This window comes from Alicyclobacillus dauci (genome assembly GCF_026651605.1).
Classification (GTDB): domain Bacteria; phylum Bacillota; class Bacilli; order Alicyclobacillales; family Alicyclobacillaceae; genus Alicyclobacillus; species Alicyclobacillus dauci.
Genome location: NZ_CP104064.1, coordinates 729569 through 748904 on the forward strand (window position 1 = coordinate 729569; position 19336 = coordinate 748904).

Sequence of the window (19336 nt, forward strand, 5' to 3'; positions counted from 1 at the left end):
TGGAGGCGGTCTGAGGCCTAAGCAGGCTGATACCCCCGAAACTCTCCGGTCTCTGCATCGACCGATATGATCATCTTTACTTCGTGTTTCGATAACCTACCGGGTGACTTGTAGAGTACCACAGCACGGTACACGAGTGGAACGTCTCCGTTGAAGGCAAAATTCATACCTTCCGGATACCAATCACAATCATGAAAAAAAGTTGCTAGTCGGCATTCATCAATCATCCATTTTCCTTCATCGGGTTCGGCACCAATTCGGGCGGCCATGTGTCTAATTGCCATTTCGCAAGCATCTGAGGCAGAAATTAAAGACCGCAATGTTACACTTCCTTTAACGCTGGATATGCAAGTGTGGATATTAGTGATGTCGGTGTTTCATAATAACGATAGACTATTTACGTTTCAGTCGCATGTACACTACTTTACGAGATTCAGTTGTTCCAACAGAGTATCTAAGAGATCGAGCCCCTGCATTGTACTAGATTTGGGTGTTCTACGCTTCACTCGATAACAAATTCGATCCGGTGGTGGCGCGGACAAATGGTGGAATTTGAACCGCTTGTCCTCTGAAAGGGAGCGTGCCATGGATATCGGTACAATGGCCCAGTGTTCGGGCTTGTGCATCAGGGCCAAAATGAGTTGTGCGGTATCTACGCGGACTCGAAATGGGCACAGGGGATCCCACCACTGGTCATGCCAAAGTTGATACTCGGAACCCCAATTGATATACAACTCATTGGACGAGTCCAAATCTTGAGGATGCAACTCTGAGCCAGGCTCCGTTTGGATAGCCCCATGGTAAGGCGTGAGAACCACCATCGGCTCGCTGAATACTCGTTTGACTTCCAAACTGGAATAATACCGCTCCTGGAGCACGAAAGCGACATCCACCTCACGCTGTTCCAGCAATTCATACAACTCTACCGTTTGGTGCGTCCGTATTCGAAGTATGACTGGATTCGTTTGTGCATTGAGCATCCGATATAAAGGCGGCAAGACAAACGCATTGAGGCTATCAACGGCTCCAATAGACAAAGAGATGCGCGGACCATGATTTTGTAGAATTTCCACTTCGCGCATCAGGTCGTTCCATTTTTCGGCAATTGTTGAAAATTCTTCGCCCATTGGCGTGAGCTGAATTTCACGATGACCCTTGTGCCGTTCGACTAGTTTTGCCTTCATACTCAGTTCCAATTTTTTTAGACGATGGCTCACGGTCGACTGAGACAGATGAAGTGTCTTTGCTGCCTCGGTAAGACTTCGTGTCCGTGCAATGGCCAGGAACGCTTCAATTTCCCAAATCTCCATTCGGTCACCCTCATTAAAATATCGATATAATCGATAATATATGTGAAAAACTTTAATTTTACAATCACGTCACGAGGATTTATCGTATATGTACGAAAGCGCTTCCTGAATGAGTGTATCAGTAAGTAAGCGCTTCATAGGACAGAGAGCATTCGCTGTCAATGCGTATGATGATGTAGATGGGAGGTCGGTTGGCGTGTCACAAAAGGACCCTATATCAAAGCCCACTAATGTGAGGTGGTATGGAGGCTTTCTTGTCTTACTACTTTGCTTTGTGGCCTACTTGGACAGAGCAAACTTTTCCGTCAATGCCAGTCCAATTATGAAAGCGATTCACATTTCACCCATTCAATTTGGCGTGATGACGACCGTATTTTCAGTGGGATATTTCATTTTCCAAATCCCTGGTTCTTTGCTGGTTGAACGATATGGGTCTCGTTCTATCCTAACTTTTTCATTGATTTTATGGTCCATTTTCACATTCTTTACCGGCGCCGCCGGTACGTTTGTATCGCTCGCCATCGTCCGATTCTTTTTCGGTGTCGGTGAAGCACCCTTATTCCCAAGCGGAAATCACTTTTTCGCGAACTGGTTCACCAAAAAGGAACGGGGCAGGGCGAACTCGCTGATGAATGGCGGTTCCTTTCTGTCGAACATCGTGGGACCGCCGATTATCGTCGCCGTCGCCGTAGCGCTTGGGTGGCGGTGGACCTTTTATCTGGCGGGAATTCTGGGACTAGTCGTAGCCGTCTTATGGTTTATCCAGATGCGAAGTCGGCCCGAGCAGCACGCTCGAGTTAATTCAGAAGAATTAGCACTGATAAGGAACGACGGGGTTGAGCAAGGGGACGGTCAAAAGAAAATTGCTCCTTGGGGCTTGTTCCTACGGCAAAGGTCCTTCTGGATGATCGCCCTTGGCTACTTCTCAACCTTGTGGGTGGTACAGTTCTTTATTTATTGGTTGCCTTACTACCTTCAGGCATCTAGACATTTGTCATTTAAGTCAATGGGATTCTACACGTCGATTCCTTGGATATCCATCACCATTGCGGTGTTCTTTGCCGGTACCGTGAGCGACGCATTGATGAAACGAGGCTGGTCCAAATATAAATCCAGGAACCTCATCAGCATCGTGGGGCTCTTAATTTCGGGGATTTCCCTCGTCATTAGCACGACCACTACATCTGCGATAAGTGACATCGTGTGGATCAGCATCGCCTTAGGAACAGCAGGGTTTTCACAAACTCTGGCATGGGCGATCGCGACTGATTTGGGCGGTCAATTCACGTCGACTGTCGGAGGATGGATGAATACGTGGGGATTTATCGCAGCTAGTATTGTGCCGACCGTCGCGCCCATCGTTGCGCGTGACCTAGGTTGGAATGCCGCGATTCTCCTAAACGCGGCGATCACAATATTGGGCGTGATCGGGTACGCATTGGTTCAAACAAACCAACCATTAAAACACACCACCGCGAAACCGGAATCAGTTACACCGTCTGACATCACAGCTTGAATTGCTAGGAGGAATAAAAGTGGAGAAAATCATAGAAGCCTTTTCGAAACTATCAACACCAACCGTATCGGACGCTCTGGACAAGTTGGGTATTAACGGTAACACTGCGGTGGGAATACGACCGTTGGACCGGAATTTCCGACTGATTGGACGTGCATTCACCATTCAATATGGGCCTATTGGCGTAGAGCGAGGTACGGTTGGTGATTACATCGACGATGTGAAGCCAGGAGACATCGTCGTTCTGGATAACGCTGGACGGCAGGACTGCACCGTCTGGGGGGATATTCTCACAACGATGGCATCGCAACAACAGATCGGTGGTACTGTCATTCACGGTGTGTGTAGGGATTCCGCACGAAGCCTGGAATTAGGATATCCCATCTTTAGTTGTGGCACGTTCATGAGGACCGGCAAGGACCGTGTTCAAGTGGAGCATGTCAACGGACCTGTATCCTTGGGAGGTATCCGCGTCACACCTGGAGACATCGTCATGGGTGACATCGACGGCGTTGTGGTGATTCCAAAAGAACAAGAAAATGTCGTACTTGAAACAGCCTTACAAATTGAAGGCGCAGAGGAGCAAATACGCGAGGCGATTACTACCCGCGGTGTGAGTCTCCGAGAAGCCCGCCAACAATTTGGCTACCACAACTTACAGCATAAATAGGAGGCGAGGAAATTTGAATAACACCCTTCACGACACAACCGCTGTTCAAGTGAATTCGCATCTAATAGAGGAAGTACGCGCGTTTTCAGCAGCAACACTTCACGAGGCATCTGGGCAGTACGGTGCTCTTCCGTCGGAAATTAAGCCTATTTCTTCGGGCATGTCGATTTGCGGCAAGGCTACAACAGTGCTTTCACCGCCAAACGATAATTTATGGCTACATCGCGCCTTATATGAAGCGGAACCAGGAGATGTACTGGTTGTCGATGTGGGTTTGGAATTTGAGGCGGGCTACTGGGGCGACATCATGACCCATGCGGCTCTTGAGCGTGGCCTTGGTGGGTTGGTGATCAACGGATGTGTCCGTGATCTAGCCCAAATCGAAACCCTCAACTTTCCCATTTTTGCACGAGGCATCTGCATTCACGGTACTGGTAAGGATCATAATGCTGCCGGGGCGATTAACGTTCCCGTACGATTAGGGAATGCCATTATTTTTCCGGGTGACATGATTGTGGGTGATCGCGATGGCGTGGTCAGTATTGCCCGAAGTAGGATTGCGGACGTAGTACAACGTGCGAAGGAGCGCGAAGAGAAGGAGAATCGTATTCTCCAACAATTGGAGCAAGGCCACAGTACCTTGGAATTGTACGGGTGGTAGGTTTGTCTTTGTGTTGCGTTGTGCTTCGCGAAAGGAAGAGGTGGGCTGCTGTTTTGGAGCGGTCCTACCTCTTCCTTTCGGTAAATTTTGCGGGTCGCGGTAAACGCTTCAAGGTTCCGGTAACGAAACGTCCGCTCACTCCATCGCAGAGATTCGTCAATTCATCATTCGTATGGGCGATCCAGCCAAAAATGCCTCAATGTTTTCCACCACGTGGCGATACCAGACCCGATACGTATCTTGGCTTACATATCCAATGTGGGGCGTTGCAAGAACATTAGGAAGGGAGCGAAATTCATCTGCCTCCGGTAGAGGCTCAATCTCATAAACGTCCAGTCCTGCGCCCGCAATCACATTGTTCATCACAGCTTCTTTTAAAGCGGTCTGGTCGACAATTGGCGCCCGAGACGTGTTGATTAAATAGGCGGAGGACCGCATGAGACTTAGTTCTCGGGCGCCAATTAGGCCCCTTGTCCGATCACTGAGCACAAGATGGATCGACACAAAGTCACTTTGCCTCAGTAACGCCTCTTTCGACTCCGCGAGGCGGACACCAACGGATCGCGCCTTTTCCTCCGTCAAGTTCTGACTCCACGCCACGATGTCCATGCCAAAGGCCAGACCGATTCGAGCAACCTGGCTGCCGATTTTCCCAAGTCCTAGAATGCCGAGGGTTTTGCCGTGGAGATCGGTACTGATGGTACTCTGCCATGCTCCGTTGGTGCGAAGCGCGTGGTTTTCCTCCACGATATGTTTGGCCAGACCCAAGATGAGTGCCCACGTGAGTTCACCCGTGGAATGGGAACTACCCTCTGTACCGCAAACAACGACCCCGTGCTTCGTGGCAGCGGCCAGGTCAATGGATGCGTTGCGCATTCCGGTTGTGACGAGAAGCTTCAAGCGTGAGAGACGACGGAAAAGGGATGCTCGAAACGGTGTGCGCTCTCGCATGATGACAACAATTTCACAGTCGTGAATGGCTTCGACCAGTGAATCTTCGTCATCGAAATGTTGGTGGAAGGTTGTCAACTCCACTTTATCCGTGATGGAAGACCAGTCGGCAATGGATAGTGCAACATGCTGATAATCATCTAATACAGCACAGCGAAGTTTCATATTTTCCCTCTTCTCGTAGAGCAATTTAAACTTACAATAAACTGAAATAACGGCGGCTTCAACGCGAAGGCCGACTGTAATTTTCTACGCGCGAAAAATGAAGAGTCGAGATCGCTGTGACATTTTTAATCTATGAACCGTCTAACTAGAAAGACATGTACTTAGTGGGTGTGTACTGTTATGAAGAACTCGAAATACTCAAATAAAATGCCTAGAAAAACCGGACGATTATTTAAATGGGGGGCGTGGGGCGCTGTCGGCGCAGCGTATATTGCGATTTCTAGCTCACTTTGGATTTTTCACGGACCATTTCCTAATTTGAAGTCATACGTTGTAGACACTGTCGATGAGACGAGACATGGTTACTTGTTAAAGCCGCTGTCGTTATTCACGCTTCCAGAGTCTGTAATCCAGGCTCACGCACTTTCAAACAATCTCATTTCTGTGACGAAGCCAGTCGATCAAATTCAGAACATGAACTTTGTCAATCGAGATGGTTCCATCAAACCAGAAAAATACAAAGGTTCAACTTTCTCTGCATATATTTTACTTGTAAGCGATCCTAATCGAATTAAAGTCATTACGACAAAATATATGGGGCAACACGGAGAAACTGTTCAGGCAATGGTTAAGGATGTTGGCGCAGTTGCTGGAATTAACGGCGGAAGCTTTAATGACGAGAATTGGAAAGGGACGGGCGGGGACCCAGAAGGGGTTACCATGCACAACGGGAAATTAATCACAAATATTGGGGCGCAAACGGTGATTGCTTTCCGAAAAGGGGGGCAAATGATTGCCGGAGATTATACAGTAGCACAGTTGAGGAAGCTGGATGTGCAAGAGGCAGTGTCATTTGGTCCCGTGATCGTTCAAGATGGAAAGCCTGTTTGGGTTCCTGACAAAGGATATGACATTCGAACTGCGATTGGACAAGAAGCTGACGGAACAGTGATCCTGATGGTCACCACTGGGCGCGGCATAGGTGGCCCCGGCGCTTCTTTGTCTCAAGTTGCAGATGTGATGATCAAATATCATGCAGTGATTGCCGCCAACTTGGATGGAGGGTCCTCGACACAAATGGTCAACAATAGTAAATTGGTCAACACGCCATGGGACATTGTTGGGGCACGTTCTGTGGGGACGTCTGTGGTTGTGATGCCGGGGAATTAATGGATGATCCTTGAGCAACGTATGTCCGTCCGTGTATTTAGGTGTTTTACGGGGCCGTGAATGTTTCACGTGTATCGCTATTTCAACGAGATTTCGAGCTTTCACGGCTAATCTAAATGTGGGATCCATGTCCTTGAAACAACACGAATCACATTCTAGCGAGGGAGTCTGGTTTATGGACCACGTAGCATACGTTGAACAGACGATGATTGCGTATTGCTTAGGCAAACCTGAGGATCTTGCGCTTGGAACAAATCATTTTAATGAAACGCTGGAGGAAATTCGAAGAGATGGTCACGAGGTATGGGTGTTTGCGGATGTGGCCGGGATCGTTCAGAAAGATATGCTTTGGTATTTATGGATAAAGAGCAGTCAGGGAAACGGAAATATCGAAGGCCGCATTTACGAAATTCCGAGTTTCCAGGACGCTGTCTATACGGCGTGTGCAAAAATGCCGTGGTTAAGTACATATGACTGAATGCAAATGGCGCGGCAGCTTCAGTATGAGACAAGGGTAATGTAGGCGTTTGTCTCATGAACATCAGACGACGTGCAGGAAAAGACCGCTTCGGCGGTCTTTTTCATTTGAATAGGGATCAGTCGAATTGACTATCAACCGGGATAAGGACGTTTACACTATGAGCGTTTGCGCCATTTCTGAAACCTGCGATGAAGAAACTTCATGATCTCGAGTCCCATCGAAACCTTGCCGAGTGCTGCCCAAATCGGTTGTAAAGTCCAGTATATGGATAAAGCAATGAATGCAATGATACAAAGCGCGAGTACGAGCAAGCCAAGCAGCACGAGCAGAATGATAGTTGCAGCGTGCACGGTTTTCACGACTCCTTTATAGTAGATAAGTTTTTGTGGAGTAGGACGACCTCACGCTCTATTATATCGTTCCGTTGAACTAGTGTGGTTTATGCATGTGGGGATGGGGAAAATTGGTGACTAGAGAAGAATACCAGAGCAGTCTGAAGACCGCTCTGGTTGATTGCTTATACCGTGAAGTTCTGTCGTCGTGGACGTTGCATGAACGGCTTCGTCGGTATCTGACTGTATGGTCTTGACTAATTCTGTAATTTCCTGTGCAGAGTGCGATGATTGTTCTGCGAGTTTCCGAATTTCATCCGCTACGACGGCGAACCCTCGACCGTGTTCTCCGGCTCGTGCTGCCTCGATAGATGCATTTAAAGGTCAATTATGTCTATAAAGGATTCCTTTGGGGACTCGTTGGGTACGATACGTCCGGGTCCATACGACGTTGCTTTGGGAATGCTTCCTTAAAGAAGTATGTGATTTTATCTTGATCGACTGGTTTGGTAACTAGGCTAACGCCAACAAACACCAGACAATTGGCTAGGAGTCCAACCAGCCCTGCATTCCATCCATGTATTGGATCGTGATGACTCAAAACCAGGTAGCCGGAGACAACCCAGCCGACGATGAGACCGCAGACAACACCTTGTTTGGTGGCCCGCCTCCAGAACAGACCTCCAATCACGACAGCGGGGAAGAACTGGGATATAAAATCGTAGGCCACAAGTAGAATGGATGCGATGAGCGATGGCATAGCCAGCGTAAGGAGCAACGCGACGATCGTCAGTGGGAATACTAATATCTTTGTCAATTTGTAGACGGTACTTTCACGAATACTAGGCCGGAGAGCCTGGACGACATTCCGGGAAATCAGACTGCTGGATGTCATAATGATGGGGCCTGCTGGGATGATTGCCGATAACATGGCGGCAACGGTAAACACGATCACGAACCATTCAGGGAACGTTTTCACAGCGAGCATCATGACCACGTTATTGCCATCAATGTGTTTGGAGAAGCCGAGTATCAAGACTGCCGCCAGACCAATCGTGATCACTGCCACCTTGATCAATTGGTAGAAAGGCATAAACACCGACTGTATCTTTAAAGTGCGGGGACTTTTGGCCGTAAAGGACACACCAAACCATTGTGGCCACATCCATTGGCCGACACCATTTAGGACGACAGTCGTTACCAACCATGTCGGTCCGAGATGCTTTGATACACCCGGAAGAACCAAATGTGACGGTATTTTCTGAACAAATTGAGTGTACATGTGACCAAAGGATCCGAAGTAGTGAATGGGGATGACGAAAAACATGGCAGCGACTGCAATGAACATGAGAATGTCCTTGATTGCTGCTTGCCAGGCGTTGCCACGAATCCCGCCGAAGAACACCGCGAGAGCTAGAATGATAAATCCGACTATATCCGCCCATATAGCTGAAATAGATCCTTGGCCAATCACTTGGATGACCGCGGAAAGGCCTGTGATATTGAGATCGATATACGCTATCATAATGATTGCACTCGTAAATGCGGTAAAGATACCAAGTGCACGGCTATCATACCGACCAGCGACAAAATCGGATTGCGTTACGTAACCAAATTTCTTCGCAATAATCCAAATAGTCGGGAGAACGAGAAAGCCAATCGCGTAAGCCACGTCATTTAATGCAACATTATAGAACGCGGCTGCGCCGTTTTTATATGCATAGCCAGCCAAACCCTCAAACGTAAATGCGGTATAAATCTCACTGCCTAGCAAGAACCAAACGAGAAACGACCCCATCTTTCGGCTATTAACCAACCATCCCTCGAGATCCTGGCTTTGTCTGGAACCGCTATAAATGCCGAACAGTGTGATGATGATTACAATGATCAGACTCACGCCAAGAACAATGCTAGTCGACATTGTCGCTCACCTCCATCGGTTGGGGATTGTGTTTGCGGTCATAGAAGTACAAGATTCCCAGGATGAGCGGGTTCAACAACGGAACAAGGACAAACCAAGCGTATATAGGAGGCATACTTAACACTGTGGGATGAACGTGGTTCATCCATATATCCGTAGCACCGACATATAGGAAAACAATTAAGACAACGGCCACTATCCATGCTGTGATGATACGTCTCACAGGGCTCCCTCTTTTCTCATAAAAATCCCGACCTTGTTCGACTTCCATAAGAAACCGTTTTCAATATATGTCGTGAAAAGAACAATCACCGCCTCCAGAGAAAACATAATAGGTATTACCACATACATGATATGTATGCTAGTGTAATAAAGTCAATATAGTATATTTTCAAAGAATACACTTCATGTGTTGGATGGAAAAAGGAACGGAGGGAACGTGGAATGGCAGACATCGTGATTTGTGAAGACTTATGGCACCCGCTGCCGTCGTGGTTAGAAGAAAAATACACAGTTGCTTACCACGCGGGATTGTACTTGGACCCGAAGCGCCTCGCAGAGGTGGCTGAGGAGGCAAAAGCTCTTGTAGTTCGCAACCAAACCCGTGTCGAACACGCACTGCTCGCAAGTTTAAGGAATTTAAGAGCGGTTGGTCGTTTAGGGGTGGGGCTGGACAACATCAATTTAGCTGCTTGCCGAAATGCTGACGTTCAAGTTGTGGCCGCTCGCGGTTGTAACGCGAACGCAGTCGCGGAATACGTTTTCGCAGCCATGTTTCTTCACCGACGTCATCTGCATGAGGCTGATGAATTGATACGGAAAGGGAAATGGGCGCGTGAGGAGAGCATTGGCTTCGAACTATCCGGAAAAACTCTTGGGCTGATTGGCGTCGGTGATATCGGACAGCGGGTGGCAGTTCGAGCAAGGGCAATGGGAATGAATGTATTAGCATACGATCCCTTCTTGTACGCATCAAGCATGTTGGTCCAGGACTTCGCAGTAAAGCCGTGTGATATGGAGACCGTATGCCAGCAGGCGGACATCATATCGATACACGTGCCTCTTACAGATGATACGTATCATCTCATCGGCCGCACAGAATTTTCCATGATGAAAACGAACGTCATGCTTATCAACACAGCGCGTGGCGGGATCGTCGACGAGGAAGCATTGCACAGTGCGTTGCTGGACTGCCCGGATCGGTTTGCTGTTCTGGATGTCCGAGAACACGAGCCCCCGGTGAATGATCAGCTGGTTCAACTTGCAAACACGTTATTCACCCCGCATGTAGCTGGAATCACATTCGAATCATCTGCAAGAGTGGCTGATTTTGTGTTACGCGGTATTGACGACGTCCTTTCCGGGCGGTTTGCCCAAGGGGTTGTCTCGTAGGATCAGCCGTTTCGAGTGCGTCCTCATAGGTTGGAAAATTGGGTCTGGAGATACAGCGTCATCGGGTTACGAGGAGATACCTTAGCGAGCATTTGTATTTTTTTAAGTGCTTTTGAATATGATTGACGTAGTTTCATTCTGGTCATATGATGTATGTGGTAGTACCACTGGAGGAATTGGAGGGAAACGGCGTGCACAAATTTTGGATTCATCGGACGGGCGATCACGTTGGGGTTGCCACTCGAGACATCGAAGCTGGAGAAAGAGTAACGGGTGTCTATATGGACACAAATGAAACATCGGAAGTGGTTTCTAAAGGCAATATACCGCTCGGTCATAAGATTTCTTTAGTCGTACACGGGGAAGGCGAAGACGTGATCGAATACGGCCAAGTAATCGGAGTAACACGGACCTCATGGCAGCTTGGCGACTATGTTCATACGCACAATATTAAAAGTAAGAGGTGGTAAGTGTGGAACTACAAGGTTATCGGCGACCGGATGGTCGGGTGGGGATTCGGAATCATGTCGTTATTATTCCTGTGGATGACATTTCAAATGAGGCATGTGAAGCGGTCGCAGATAAGATTCCCGCAGCCATGGCGCTCCCTCACCCGTATGGGAGACTTCAATACGGCGAGGATTTAGAACTACACTTTCGCACTTTAATTGGGACAGGTCGTAACCCAAATGTAGCTGCGGCAATCGTCATTGGCATCGAGGCGAACTGGGCCAAGCGGATTGCAGACGGTATTGCTGAGACAGGAAAACCGGTTGCTTGGTTCAGCATTGAAGGACAGGGAGAATTAGAGACTGTTCGGCAAGCTTGCTGGAAAGCACAAGAGTTTGTTCAGTATGCATCTGAGTTAAAAAGAGAGCCTATCTCCCTATCTGACCTCACTGTGAGCATTAAATGTGGGGAATCCGACACGACGACAGGATTAGCTTCATGTCCAACTGTTGGCGTGGTCGTGGATCGCCTCATTGATGCTGGCGCTACGGTACTCTTTGGGGAAACATCTGAACTCACTGGCGGCGAACATTTGATTGCAAATCGTTGCGTCACGGAAGAAGTAAGAACAAAGTTCATGAGAACGTACTCCGATTATGTCTCCTTTATTGAAAACCAGGGGGCTGATTTACTCGGTTCTCAACCGACACAGGGAAATATTGCTGGTGGATTGAGCACGATCGAAGAAAAAGCCATGGGGAATATCGAGAAGACGGGCACCAAGCCAGTTGTTGATGTTCTGAAACCGGCAGAGGCTCCAACCCGCCAAGGTCTTAACTTCATGGACTCGTCGTCGGCTGCAGCGGAACACATCACACTGATGGCGGCGGGAGGAGCCGTTCTCCACTTCTTCCCCACTGGACAGGGAAACATCGTGGGAAATCCGATTGAGCCTGTCATCAAGCTCACTGGGAATCCGAAAACTGCAGCAGCCATGCGAGAGCATATTGATGTCGATGTCAGTCCTTTGTTGTCGTTCGAATTCAACCTCGAGCAAGCTGGTGACTTACTGTTTGAGATGATGGAGAGAACCGTCAATGGTCGGCTAACAGTGGCAGAATCTCTCGGACATCGGGAATTTGTTCTGACACGGCTGTATCCGAGTGCATAGTATCGCGAACAGAGAATTTCATAAACGTAATCGTTTTGTACGAAGCGGGAGGCTATGTGAAAGAAGCCCCCGCTTCTTTCACATAGCCATCAATACCCGAAAACGGGAATGTGACGTTGCCTATGTCTTCGCCAAACAGCACGAATCCACGGGCAGATTACAGTTGAAATTTATCCGTTCATGCAAATTGGAATACTCAGACTTAAATAAACATAATATCCTCATATTTCAGATACCGATAGCGAGGGAGATGAACTTATCTTAGGAGGAGATGTTGTGCAACAGAATCATTTGAATCGAGCGTTGGGATTGCTGGCGGTCGTCGCATTCGGTCTGACAAACGAAATTGCGGCAGGACTGTTTTTTGTATCAACGCAGATCCAACAAAGCTCATCTGGTGTGGGTAGTCTTGTTCCATTACTCATGATCGTTGGCGGTATTATCACCTTCATAACGGTTGTTGCGTATCGGTTTTTCTTCGCATCTGGATTAGTTGGAGCTGGTGGGGAATATGTGATAATTTCCCGTTCGCTCAGTCCGGGTATCGCATTTGTCGTTACATTCTTGGCGTGGTTTGGGTTTACGGGGTCATTGGGTACACTGGCGTTCTCCGCCCCCAAGTTTTTATCCACGGCCGCAATATCACTTGGGGCGACTGGTGTGGGAAACTTTTTTGCGTCCAGTGCCGGTATCTTGACGATCGGTCTTGTCATATTGTGGGGATTTTGGGCCATTCACGTACTGGGCGTACGTTTGGCTGGATTACTTACGACAATTGCCATGTTTTTAGTCTTTGCTGTCGCCATCCTGATGATCATTTATGGTCTTTTTACGAGCCAAGCCAGTTTTGACAACGCCCTGACACAGCATCTTCACATGTCCGCAACGGCTATCACATCGGCTTCACCTGTCCAACACACAAGCTACCAAGTTGCGTTTGGTTCCGCTTTACCAGTCCTCTTCTTTGGGTATCTTGGGCTCTCAACGGCAACGCAAACGGGGGGCGAGGCCAAGAATGCGACAAGGTCGTTGGCCAGGGCGGTGCTCATCACAGTGATCGTGGTGACGGTCGTTTATACCCTTTTTGCCTTTGCAGTGTACCATGCTGTTCCATGGCGGGTGGTTGCTGGACTGGCTCAATTAAAAATGTCGGCGTACACAACTTCATCCGGACTCTTGCAATTTTTAATGCCACCTTGGATGTCTTCTCTTCTAAATCTGTGTGTCGCGCTAATTGTCGTCAAAACATTCTTGCCGATCTATTTGGCCCAGTCGCGATGGGTGTACGCATGGGGAGAGGACCATCTCATTCCACGCGTCTTTTCACGGACGCACGCCAGGTATAAAACGCCGGTATTGGCTCTTACACTCAGTGCCATCTTCGGCTCCATAAGCTTAGTCGAGTCGATTAAACTAGGCTTTGTTTTCGGCGTGAATATCCGGGTACTGTCCGTGATGCTTGTTTTTTTCTTTATGGGACTAGGCATGATCACGTTTCCGAAACATGCCCCCAATCTGTACTCGACCAATCAGTCCTCACTGTCAAAGAGTCGCTTCACGCAGATTATCATTGGTGTCTTACTGATGCTTATCGCCGTGTGGTTTGCTGTATCCATCACCCTGTCCTCCGCATCGAATCCACTGATTTTACAGCCAGCATTCCAGTCCGCTGTCGTAGTCGTCATTGCCATCATTATCTACCGTATATATCTTTCACGACTAAGAAAACACAGCACATCGACTGGCAGCTTTTTAGAGGCACGAGAGCGGTTTACCCGACCGCCTGAACAATGATTCGTAGATTGGGCTGCTAGGGGGAATGGACAATGAAAACAGTCGGGATTTTAGGTGGACTTGGGCCACTCGCAGGGGCACACTTCTATCGCCGAGTGATTGATATGACGCCGGCGGCGGGAGATCGGGAGCATATTCCAGTGATTCTCATTTCTGACCCCGCAATTCCCAGTAGAGTTGAACACTTATCGGGTACAGGAGAATCGCCCGTCCCGAAACTCGTTGAGGTTGCGCGGAAATTGATTGGAGCTGGAGCCAGCCTGCTCGCTATCCCGTCCAGTACGACGAGTATTTATGAGAAAACAATCGCTGAGCAAATTGACGTGCCCATTGTTTCGATGATCGATGAAGTCACCGCTGCGATTTCTCGATCACGCTGCAGCCGCATTGGCGTAATGGGTACGACTCCGACGCGAATGTTTCATGTATACGACGAGGCTTTCGAGCGAGCTGGAATACGGGCGGTATACCCTGATGAGGAAACTCAATCCGCGATGATGGATGTCATCTCGACTGTTAAAGAGGCGACTGCGGTAAACAATCACCCACAAGAGGGGGACGTCAATGTGATGACGCTTCTCGGTCGGCGGACAGTCGAACTGGCTGAAAGGCCCTGGAGCAGGGGTGTGGACGGCATACTACTGGCTTGCACCGAGTTACCCGTTATCTTTCCGATACCAGAATATGCCGCATCCACGACGTTTTCGGGGGAGTTGTTCAACTCGACGGATATTCTCGCCGCAGCGGTCGTTCGAGAGGCGTACGAATGAATAAGACAATACGTCAAAAGTTGGTGTTCTGGCGGCTGGTTGACGGGGGCGTATGACTGGGGATGGCGGGAACGGATGCATCGCTGAGGGTGGTGCGTGGCAGAGGGTGCGTGGAATGGGCGCGTGGCAGAGGGTGCGTGGACCGGTGCGCGGCATGTGGAACGGAGTTTTATTCCGTAATCCACAGCTTAATGCCTCTCCGGAAAGAAACAAGATGCCTGGCGCCCTTTGTTTCCACCATTACTTCCTTCAGAACGTCAGAATTTAGTCGATAGAGGTACCGCATTCCTTTAGTCAATCTTACGGACTCACTACCTCCATGTAACGGACTGACAGTAACTTATTCCAACGCAGCCGGGTCGCGGGGTCGCCGGGTTGCGGGGCAGTCGAGAGGTCCACTGTGTGCACCTCTCGTTTGTCTCTCTTCGTACATCCGCAGGTTCCGATTTCCCCTCCGTAGCGTTCGATCCGCCCCCGCCAAAGAGGGTGCCCCTCAGCCATCTCGGGATGACTTCGGGACACCCTCTTTTGAACGTGGATATTGTATTCTCTCAACGTGACGGTTGGTCGATGCTGCCTTCAGAGCTGCGTGATTTTCTGCGCTTCGTTGAGCGTTTTCTCTTGGAGATGCGCAACTTCATTTCGCGTTCGATAGATGTGTGTTTCGTGATCATAGCCGGTGTTAGCTTGCCTTGCGATGTGAACATGCAAAAGTCGAACGGGGTTTTAAGTTCATCTTTCGGTACCTGCATCTCTTCTGCGAGCAAGTCCTTGTCGAGTACTTCGCGCTCACGGATGGACGGGGTGAGGACAGCGTTGTCGCCACTTGGAAGGGGAATGACGATTTCTTCCCCATCTGTTTCCTGGAACATTTCTTCGATTTCCTCAAGCAGCAGTTTATTTTCTTCGTTTCTCTCTTTGGCGATTTCTTTATTTTGAAAGTACCGCAAGACTTTGTCCTCTAGCTTCATGCGGGCCGTTTCGAGTGCTTCATCATCAGTCATCTGTTGTTGCAAATTGCTTTGATCCGCGCTGGGCTCCTTGGACAGGATGTCTTTCTCGGTTGTTGACATAAAGATCCACCTCAAGTTGTTTTGATGTCAGTAGAAAATTGAACACGGCTGAAACAGGGGAACAAGGTTATATGTTACACGAACTTCCCTATGAATAGCCATGCCTCTTTTGGTTGATAAGCGATCAGTTGCGGTAGATGGTAGATTGTCATGTTTCTGTATCCCATGTACGATACTGCTAACGAATGGGCGAGGGGGATCATCGTGCGAGTCATTTCGGTACAAGTGGGGCAGGCCAAAACATATCCTCTTGATGAACAAGGTTCACGTGACAACACCTGGCGTTCAGCTTTTGATAAGCGTCCCGTAAACCAGTCAACACGCGTTGAGGTACATGGACTTGTCGGGGACGAGCAAGCGGACATGAAACACCACGGTGGTCCCGATAAAGCTGTCCTCTTATATGCATTTCGTCACTATGATGAATGGAAATCGCGGTACGCAGCGCTCGACCTTCAGCCAGGCGCCTTTGGCGAGAACCTAACGGTGGAGTCACTCGACGAGACCTACGTTTGTGTCGGAGATGTCTTTCGTGTGGGCGATGTCGTGCTCGAAATCGCACAACCCCGCATTCCGTGTTGGAAGATATCCAAACGCTGGCGGGAAGAGACGTTGGCGGATGCGGTGAGATCGAGTGGAAAGACTGGATGGTATGCGCGCGTCAAAGAGGCAGGTACAGTGAAGGCCGGCGATGCGCTTGAGCGACTTCACCATCCATTTCCACAGTTCACCATTGCGCGATTGAACGATCTACTTTTTCACCGAGAACCGTTCACGTCTGCCCTCGTCGACGAACTCGCGGCGTGTACTCCGCTTGCTGATGCTTGGAAGGCGAATCTACTGAGGGGCTGACTTTTCCGGGAGCATCGAGGGTCTTCGGAAGACATGCGATAACCCGCTCGGCGATCACGGCGTGCCCGGCGTCATTCGGGTGGATGGGGCGTAAGAAGGGACGCATGAGGTCCTCTAAGATTCCCCGTTGGTAGCGGTGAATGTACTGGGACTCGCGTCCGCTGAAAGCGGTGTGGAGATCCACCAAGGGAAACTGGTACTTGTTGGCGGCGTCGCGGATGATGCCGTTCATCTGTGAAAAGGTCATCTGTGCGACGGGAAAGTTCGGGACAGGATTGTAAATCGTCATGGCTACCGTCGTTGGGACTTGTTCTGCAAGCGCTTTGGCAATGACGTGGTAATTGCGCTCGAAATAACTCACTTGCATGTCGATCATCGGCTTTGACAGCGGGTTGGGACCGGGCGTCCACAGTCGTTTGAGGAGACTGCGGAGATCGTTTCCGCCGATGAGTAAGGTTGCTATAGACACATTCGACCAGAAGGCGGGCGGGATCGTATGGAGTGCTCGAACGAGTTGGGACGAGTCCCATCCGTTTTTTGCGATGAGTCGTGTTTCGTCAGCTAAACCCCGCTGACGAATCGCCTGTGAAACGTGATATATGTAAGTCTGGCTTGGTTGGGATGCTTCGTAACCAACTGTAATGGAGTCGCCCAGCGCCAAGTGAACGTGCTTTTCCATTCGGGTAACCTCCTTCCCCAACAGGAGATGCTGAGGACCAGGCGCATGGAAACGGTCAAATGTGGAGGCGTGCTTGAGCGACTTGAAGGGGAGAGGGAGGTAGTACAGAGCTGTGAAGGGTCTACGTTTGGATAAGTGGCTGGCGAATGCCGGAATGGGCACGCGAACAGAAGTCAAAAAGGCCGTTCGCGCTTCCAGAGTCGTTGTCAATGGGAACGTGGCAAGGGATTCGGCCATGCATGTTGTGCCCGGGGACGACGTGGTTGAGTTTGACGGCGTTGAAGTGCCCTACTTGAAATTTGTTTACTTCATGATGTACAAACCGCAGGGAGTTCTCAGTGCGACGGAGGATTTGCGCGATCCGGTCGTGATCGATCTCCTCGACGACGCGGATGCACACTTTGACGTATTTCCCGTCGGCCGGCTGGACAAGGACGCGGAGGGACTGCTGTTACTCACGAATGACGGTCAGTTGACACATCAACTGTTGTCGCCGAAAAAGCATGTTCCTAAGCTGTACTTGGTTCATGTGGATGGAGAGTTAACCGAGTCCGACGTCGACGTCATTCGCAAAGGCGTCGTTCTTGAGGATGGATATGAAGCATTACCGGGAGAGTTGGAAATTATCGAACGGGGGCAAACGTCCATCGGCCGCATCACCATTTACGAAGGAAAGTTCCATCAGGTAAAGCGGATGTTTGCGGCACTTGGCAAACCTGTGACGTTTCTCAAGCGCCTTCGTATGGGACCGCTCACCCTCGATGAAACGCTGGAGCCGGGGGAATATCGACTTCTTACGGAACGTGAATTGCAGGAACTGCAGCCCTTGCGCAAGTCGAATGGATGAGTTGTACTGATTATGTGGATGACACTGTGAACGGCGATACCGCTGACGTGTGTCTCGATGACAGGAGGCGGATGGGACATGGAAATTACAAAAGGTGTTCACTTGCTCGAGTCGACGAAAGGTAGTTTCGTGTACCTCGTGCTGGATGCGAATGAACCACTTCTGATCGATACGGGAAATCCCGGACGCCATCTGAAGATCGAACGAGAACTGAACGAACTGGGAGTCAAGCTTACGGATATTGCTCATTTGCTGCTCACGCATTCGGATGTCGATCACATCGGCAATGCAAAATCGCTCAAATCGGCATCCTCCGCGAAGCTATGGGCACCGAAAGATGACCTGCCGTACATCCATCGGACGCAAAAACCAAAAGGCTTGCGCCGCCTTATATCAGCGACCATCAAAGCGGACATTCCGGAGATCGATGCATTTTATGAGCCTGGTCAGCGAATCGGGCAAGTGGAGATGATTCCTACACCTGGGCACACACCGGGACACGTTTCCTTTCGCTACGGCGATGTTCTGTTTACTGGTGATTTGGTCATGTCAAGCAGGGGCAAGCTAAAACCCTCACCGGGATTTTTGACGGAAGATAAAGCACGCCTTCGACAGTCCATTCATGAAGTGGGGCGGCTGGATTTTAACTATGTCTGCCCTGCACACGGCAGTCCGGTTCGTCGAGGCAACCTTTGGGATGCACTGATGACGTGATAAAATACAGAAATAATGGAACAGGAGTTGTGACCATGGACGATACACTGCGTAAGATGGTCGATCTCGGAGTCGGGTTTATCACACTCAGTCGCGATAAAATTACAGAAACGGCAAAACAATGGGCAGAAGAACGGAAATTGACGCCGACACAAACACGCGAATTGATCCAAGCCATGGTTGAACGCGGCGAGCAAGGCCGGAGCGATTTGCAACAAAGCATTCAGGAACAGGTGCAAAAGACCCTGCACAAGCTAGGAATTCGCGAGGATCACGACGAGATCCGTTCGGAACTGGCCGCGCTGCGCGAGTTGATGAGTCGGTTAGATGCGCGTATCGGACATTTGGAGGAGAAACTGTCGGATGAGGCGGATCGGACGGAATAATCCTCGGTGGGCTCGTGGTTACTTGATGAGT

22 protein-coding genes and 1 pseudogene are annotated in these 19336 nt (G+C 49.5%); 14 read left to right on the top strand and 9 right to left on the bottom strand.

Annotated elements, in window-relative coordinates; translation table 11 throughout:
* Window positions 1-17: 17 nt before the first annotated feature.
* Together NZD86_RS03620 and NZD86_RS03625 are read right to left on the bottom strand one after the other, a co-directional pair.
* Entirely contained in the window at window positions 18-320 is a 303-nt protein-coding gene (locus NZD86_RS03620) for a hypothetical protein (RefSeq protein ID WP_268045138.1), read from the bottom strand.
* Window positions 321-419: 99 nt separating this feature from the next.
* On the bottom strand, window positions 420-1310 hold the full coding sequence (locus NZD86_RS03625) for a LysR family transcriptional regulator (RefSeq protein WP_268045139.1): 891 nt from the start codon (window positions 1308-1310) through the stop codon (window positions 420-422).
* A 196-nt stretch (window positions 1311-1506) separates the two neighbouring features.
* Between NZD86_RS03625 and NZD86_RS03630 the strand changes: the two genes are divergently transcribed.
* From NZD86_RS03630 to NZD86_RS03640, 3 genes are read left to right on the top strand one after another with little or no spacing between them, the layout of a single operon-like run.
* Window positions 1507-2826, top strand: a complete 1320-nt coding sequence (locus tag NZD86_RS03630) for an MFS transporter (RefSeq protein WP_268045140.1) — start codon at window positions 1507-1509, stop codon at window positions 2824-2826.
* A 19-nt stretch (window positions 2827-2845) separates the two neighbouring features.
* Window positions 2846-3496 carry an RraA family protein gene (locus NZD86_RS03635; RefSeq protein ID WP_268045141.1) on the top strand — a complete coding sequence of 217 codons (651 nt, stop codon included), beginning with the start codon at window positions 2846-2848 and terminating at the stop codon, window positions 3494-3496.
* A gap of 13 nt (window positions 3497-3509) precedes the next feature.
* The gene (locus tag NZD86_RS03640) at window positions 3510-4157 is read left to right on the top strand and encodes a 4-carboxy-4-hydroxy-2-oxoadipate aldolase/oxaloacetate decarboxylase (RefSeq protein WP_268045143.1); all 648 of its coding nucleotides are present in this window, start codon (window positions 3510-3512) and stop codon (window positions 4155-4157) included.
* A 156-nt stretch (window positions 4158-4313) separates the two neighbouring features.
* Here the strand turns inward: NZD86_RS03640 and NZD86_RS03645 are convergent, their stop codons facing one another.
* Window positions 4314-5273 (bottom strand): D-2-hydroxyacid dehydrogenase family protein, encoded by a 960-nt coding sequence (locus NZD86_RS03645; protein ID WP_268045144.1) that lies wholly within the window; start codon window positions 5271-5273, stop codon window positions 4314-4316.
* 207 nt (window positions 5274-5480) lie between these two features.
* On the opposite strand from NZD86_RS03645, the gene NZD86_RS03650 reads away from it, so the two are divergent.
* Window positions 5481-6443: a phosphodiester glycosidase family protein gene (locus NZD86_RS03650; protein ID WP_268045146.1), complete on the top strand. Its 963-nt coding sequence runs from the start codon at window positions 5481-5483 to the stop codon at window positions 6441-6443.
* 175 nt (window positions 6444-6618) lie between these two features.
* On the top strand, window positions 6619-6921 hold the full coding sequence (locus NZD86_RS03655; protein ID WP_268045147.1) for a hypothetical protein: 303 nt from the start codon (window positions 6619-6621) through the stop codon (window positions 6919-6921).
* Between the two features lie 158 nt (window positions 6922-7079).
* On the opposite strand, the gene NZD86_RS03660 is transcribed toward NZD86_RS03655, so the two are convergent.
* The 4 genes and pseudogenes from NZD86_RS03660 to NZD86_RS03675 all read right to left on the bottom strand — a co-directional run bounded on the left by NZD86_RS03660 (window position 7080) and on the right by NZD86_RS03675 (window position 9400).
* On the bottom strand, window positions 7080-7274 hold the full coding sequence (locus NZD86_RS03660; RefSeq protein WP_268045148.1) for a hypothetical protein: 195 nt from the start codon (window positions 7272-7274) through the stop codon (window positions 7080-7082).
* Window positions 7275-7478: 204 nt separating this feature from the next.
* Window positions 7479-7637 (bottom strand): annotated as a pseudogene (locus NZD86_RS03665) (methyl-accepting chemotaxis protein); the annotation flags it as partial.
* A gap of 13 nt (window positions 7638-7650) precedes the next feature.
* Window positions 7651-9177, bottom strand: a complete 1527-nt coding sequence (locus NZD86_RS03670; protein WP_268045149.1) for a sodium:solute symporter family protein — start codon at window positions 9175-9177, stop codon at window positions 7651-7653.
* On the bottom strand, window positions 9167-9400 hold the full coding sequence (locus NZD86_RS03675; RefSeq protein WP_268045150.1) for a hypothetical protein: 234 nt from the start codon (window positions 9398-9400) through the stop codon (window positions 9167-9169). Before NZD86_RS03675 ends, NZD86_RS03670 begins: the two co-directional genes overlap by 11 nt.
* 221 nt (window positions 9401-9621) lie before the next feature.
* On the opposite strand from NZD86_RS03675, the gene NZD86_RS03680 reads away from it, so the two are divergent.
* The 5 genes from NZD86_RS03680 (at window position 9622) to NZD86_RS03700 (ending at window position 14754) form a co-directional block, all read left to right on the top strand.
* Entirely contained in the window at window positions 9622-10569 is a 948-nt protein-coding gene (locus tag NZD86_RS03680) for a hydroxyacid dehydrogenase (protein WP_268045151.1), read from the top strand.
* Between the two features lie 191 nt (window positions 10570-10760).
* Complete coding sequence (locus NZD86_RS03685) at window positions 10761-11039, top strand: UxaA family hydrolase (protein WP_268045152.1); 279 nt, start codon at window positions 10761-10763, stop codon at window positions 11037-11039.
* Window positions 11040-11041: 2 nt separating this feature from the next.
* A complete protein-coding gene (locus NZD86_RS03690; RefSeq protein WP_326492633.1) occupies window positions 11042-12190 on the top strand; it encodes a UxaA family hydrolase in 1149 nt (382 codons plus the stop codon).
* Between the two features lie 276 nt (window positions 12191-12466).
* Window positions 12467-13984 carry an APC family permease gene (locus NZD86_RS03695; RefSeq protein ID WP_268045155.1) on the top strand — a complete coding sequence of 506 codons (1518 nt, stop codon included), beginning with the start codon at window positions 12467-12469 and terminating at the stop codon, window positions 13982-13984.
* Between the two features lie 32 nt (window positions 13985-14016).
* Window positions 14017-14754: an aspartate/glutamate racemase family protein gene (locus tag NZD86_RS03700; protein WP_268045156.1), complete on the top strand. Its 738-nt coding sequence runs from the start codon at window positions 14017-14019 to the stop codon at window positions 14752-14754.
* 551 nt (window positions 14755-15305) lie between these two features.
* Here NZD86_RS03700 and NZD86_RS03705 read toward each other — a convergent pair.
* Window positions 15306-15827 (bottom strand): hypothetical protein, encoded by a 522-nt coding sequence (locus NZD86_RS03705; protein WP_268045157.1) that lies wholly within the window; start codon window positions 15825-15827, stop codon window positions 15306-15308.
* Window positions 15828-15992: 165 nt separating this feature from the next.
* On the opposite strand from NZD86_RS03705, the gene NZD86_RS03710 reads away from it, so the two are divergent.
* On the top strand, window positions 15993-16679 hold the full coding sequence (locus NZD86_RS03710; protein WP_268045158.1) for an MOSC domain-containing protein: 687 nt from the start codon (window positions 15993-15995) through the stop codon (window positions 16677-16679).
* Here the strand turns inward: NZD86_RS03710 and NZD86_RS03715 are convergent.
* Complete coding sequence (locus NZD86_RS03715) at window positions 16600-17358, bottom strand: SGNH/GDSL hydrolase family protein (RefSeq protein WP_268045159.1); 759 nt, start codon at window positions 17356-17358, stop codon at window positions 16600-16602. The genes NZD86_RS03710 and NZD86_RS03715 overlap by 80 nt on opposite strands.
* 112 nt (window positions 17359-17470) lie before the next feature.
* Here NZD86_RS03715 and NZD86_RS03720 point away from each other — a divergent pair, with 112 nt between their 5' ends.
* The 3 genes from NZD86_RS03720 (at window position 17471) to NZD86_RS03730 (ending at window position 19305) form a co-directional block, all read left to right on the top strand.
* Window positions 17471-18205 (top strand): pseudouridine synthase, encoded by a 735-nt coding sequence (locus tag NZD86_RS03720; protein WP_268045161.1) that lies wholly within the window; start codon window positions 17471-17473, stop codon window positions 18203-18205.
* 78 nt (window positions 18206-18283) lie between these two features.
* On the top strand, window positions 18284-18919 hold the full coding sequence (locus NZD86_RS03725; RefSeq protein WP_268045162.1) for an MBL fold metallo-hydrolase: 636 nt from the start codon (window positions 18284-18286) through the stop codon (window positions 18917-18919).
* A 35-nt stretch (window positions 18920-18954) separates the two neighbouring features.
* A complete protein-coding gene (locus tag NZD86_RS03730) occupies window positions 18955-19305 on the top strand; it encodes a phasin family protein (protein ID WP_268045163.1) in 351 nt (116 codons plus the stop codon).
* Window positions 19306-19336: the final 31 nt, after the last annotated feature.

Bases quoted from the DNA above. Each gene is read 5' to 3' on its own strand.
- NZD86_RS03625 (WP_268045139.1), bottom strand. From the start codon at position 1,310: ATGGAGATTTGGGAAATTGAAGCGTTCCTGGCCATTGCACGGACACGA.
- NZD86_RS03645 (WP_268045144.1), bottom strand. From the start codon at position 5,273: ATGAAACTTCGCTGTGCTGTATTAGATGATTATCAGCATGTTGCACTA.
- NZD86_RS03650 (WP_268045146.1), top strand. From the start codon at position 5,481: ATGCCTAGAAAAACCGGACGATTATTTAAATGGGGGGCGTGGGGCGCT.
- NZD86_RS03655 (WP_268045147.1), top strand. From the start codon at position 6,619: ATGGACCACGTAGCATACGTTGAACAGACGATGATTGCGTATTGCTTA.
- NZD86_RS03670 (WP_268045149.1), bottom strand. From the start codon at position 9,177: ATGTCGACTAGCATTGTTCTTGGCGTGAGTCTGATCATTGTAATCATC.
- NZD86_RS03680 (WP_268045151.1), top strand. From the start codon at position 9,622: ATGGCAGACATCGTGATTTGTGAAGACTTATGGCACCCGCTGCCGTCG.
- NZD86_RS03700 (WP_268045156.1), top strand. From the start codon at position 14,017: ATGAAAACAGTCGGGATTTTAGGTGGACTTGGGCCACTCGCAGGGGCA.
- NZD86_RS03705 (WP_268045157.1), bottom strand. From the start codon at position 15,827: ATGTCAACAACCGAGAAAGACATCCTGTCCAAGGAGCCCAGCGCGGAT.
- NZD86_RS03710 (WP_268045158.1), top strand. From the start codon at position 15,993: ATGTACGATACTGCTAACGAATGGGCGAGGGGGATCATCGTGCGAGTC.
- NZD86_RS03715 (WP_268045159.1), bottom strand. From the start codon at position 17,358: ATGGAAAAGCACGTTCACTTGGCGCTGGGCGACTCCATTACAGTTGGT.
- NZD86_RS03725 (WP_268045162.1), top strand. From the start codon at position 18,284: ATGGAAATTACAAAAGGTGTTCACTTGCTCGAGTCGACGAAAGGTAGT.
- NZD86_RS03730 (WP_268045163.1), top strand. From the start codon at position 18,955: ATGGACGATACACTGCGTAAGATGGTCGATCTCGGAGTCGGGTTTATC.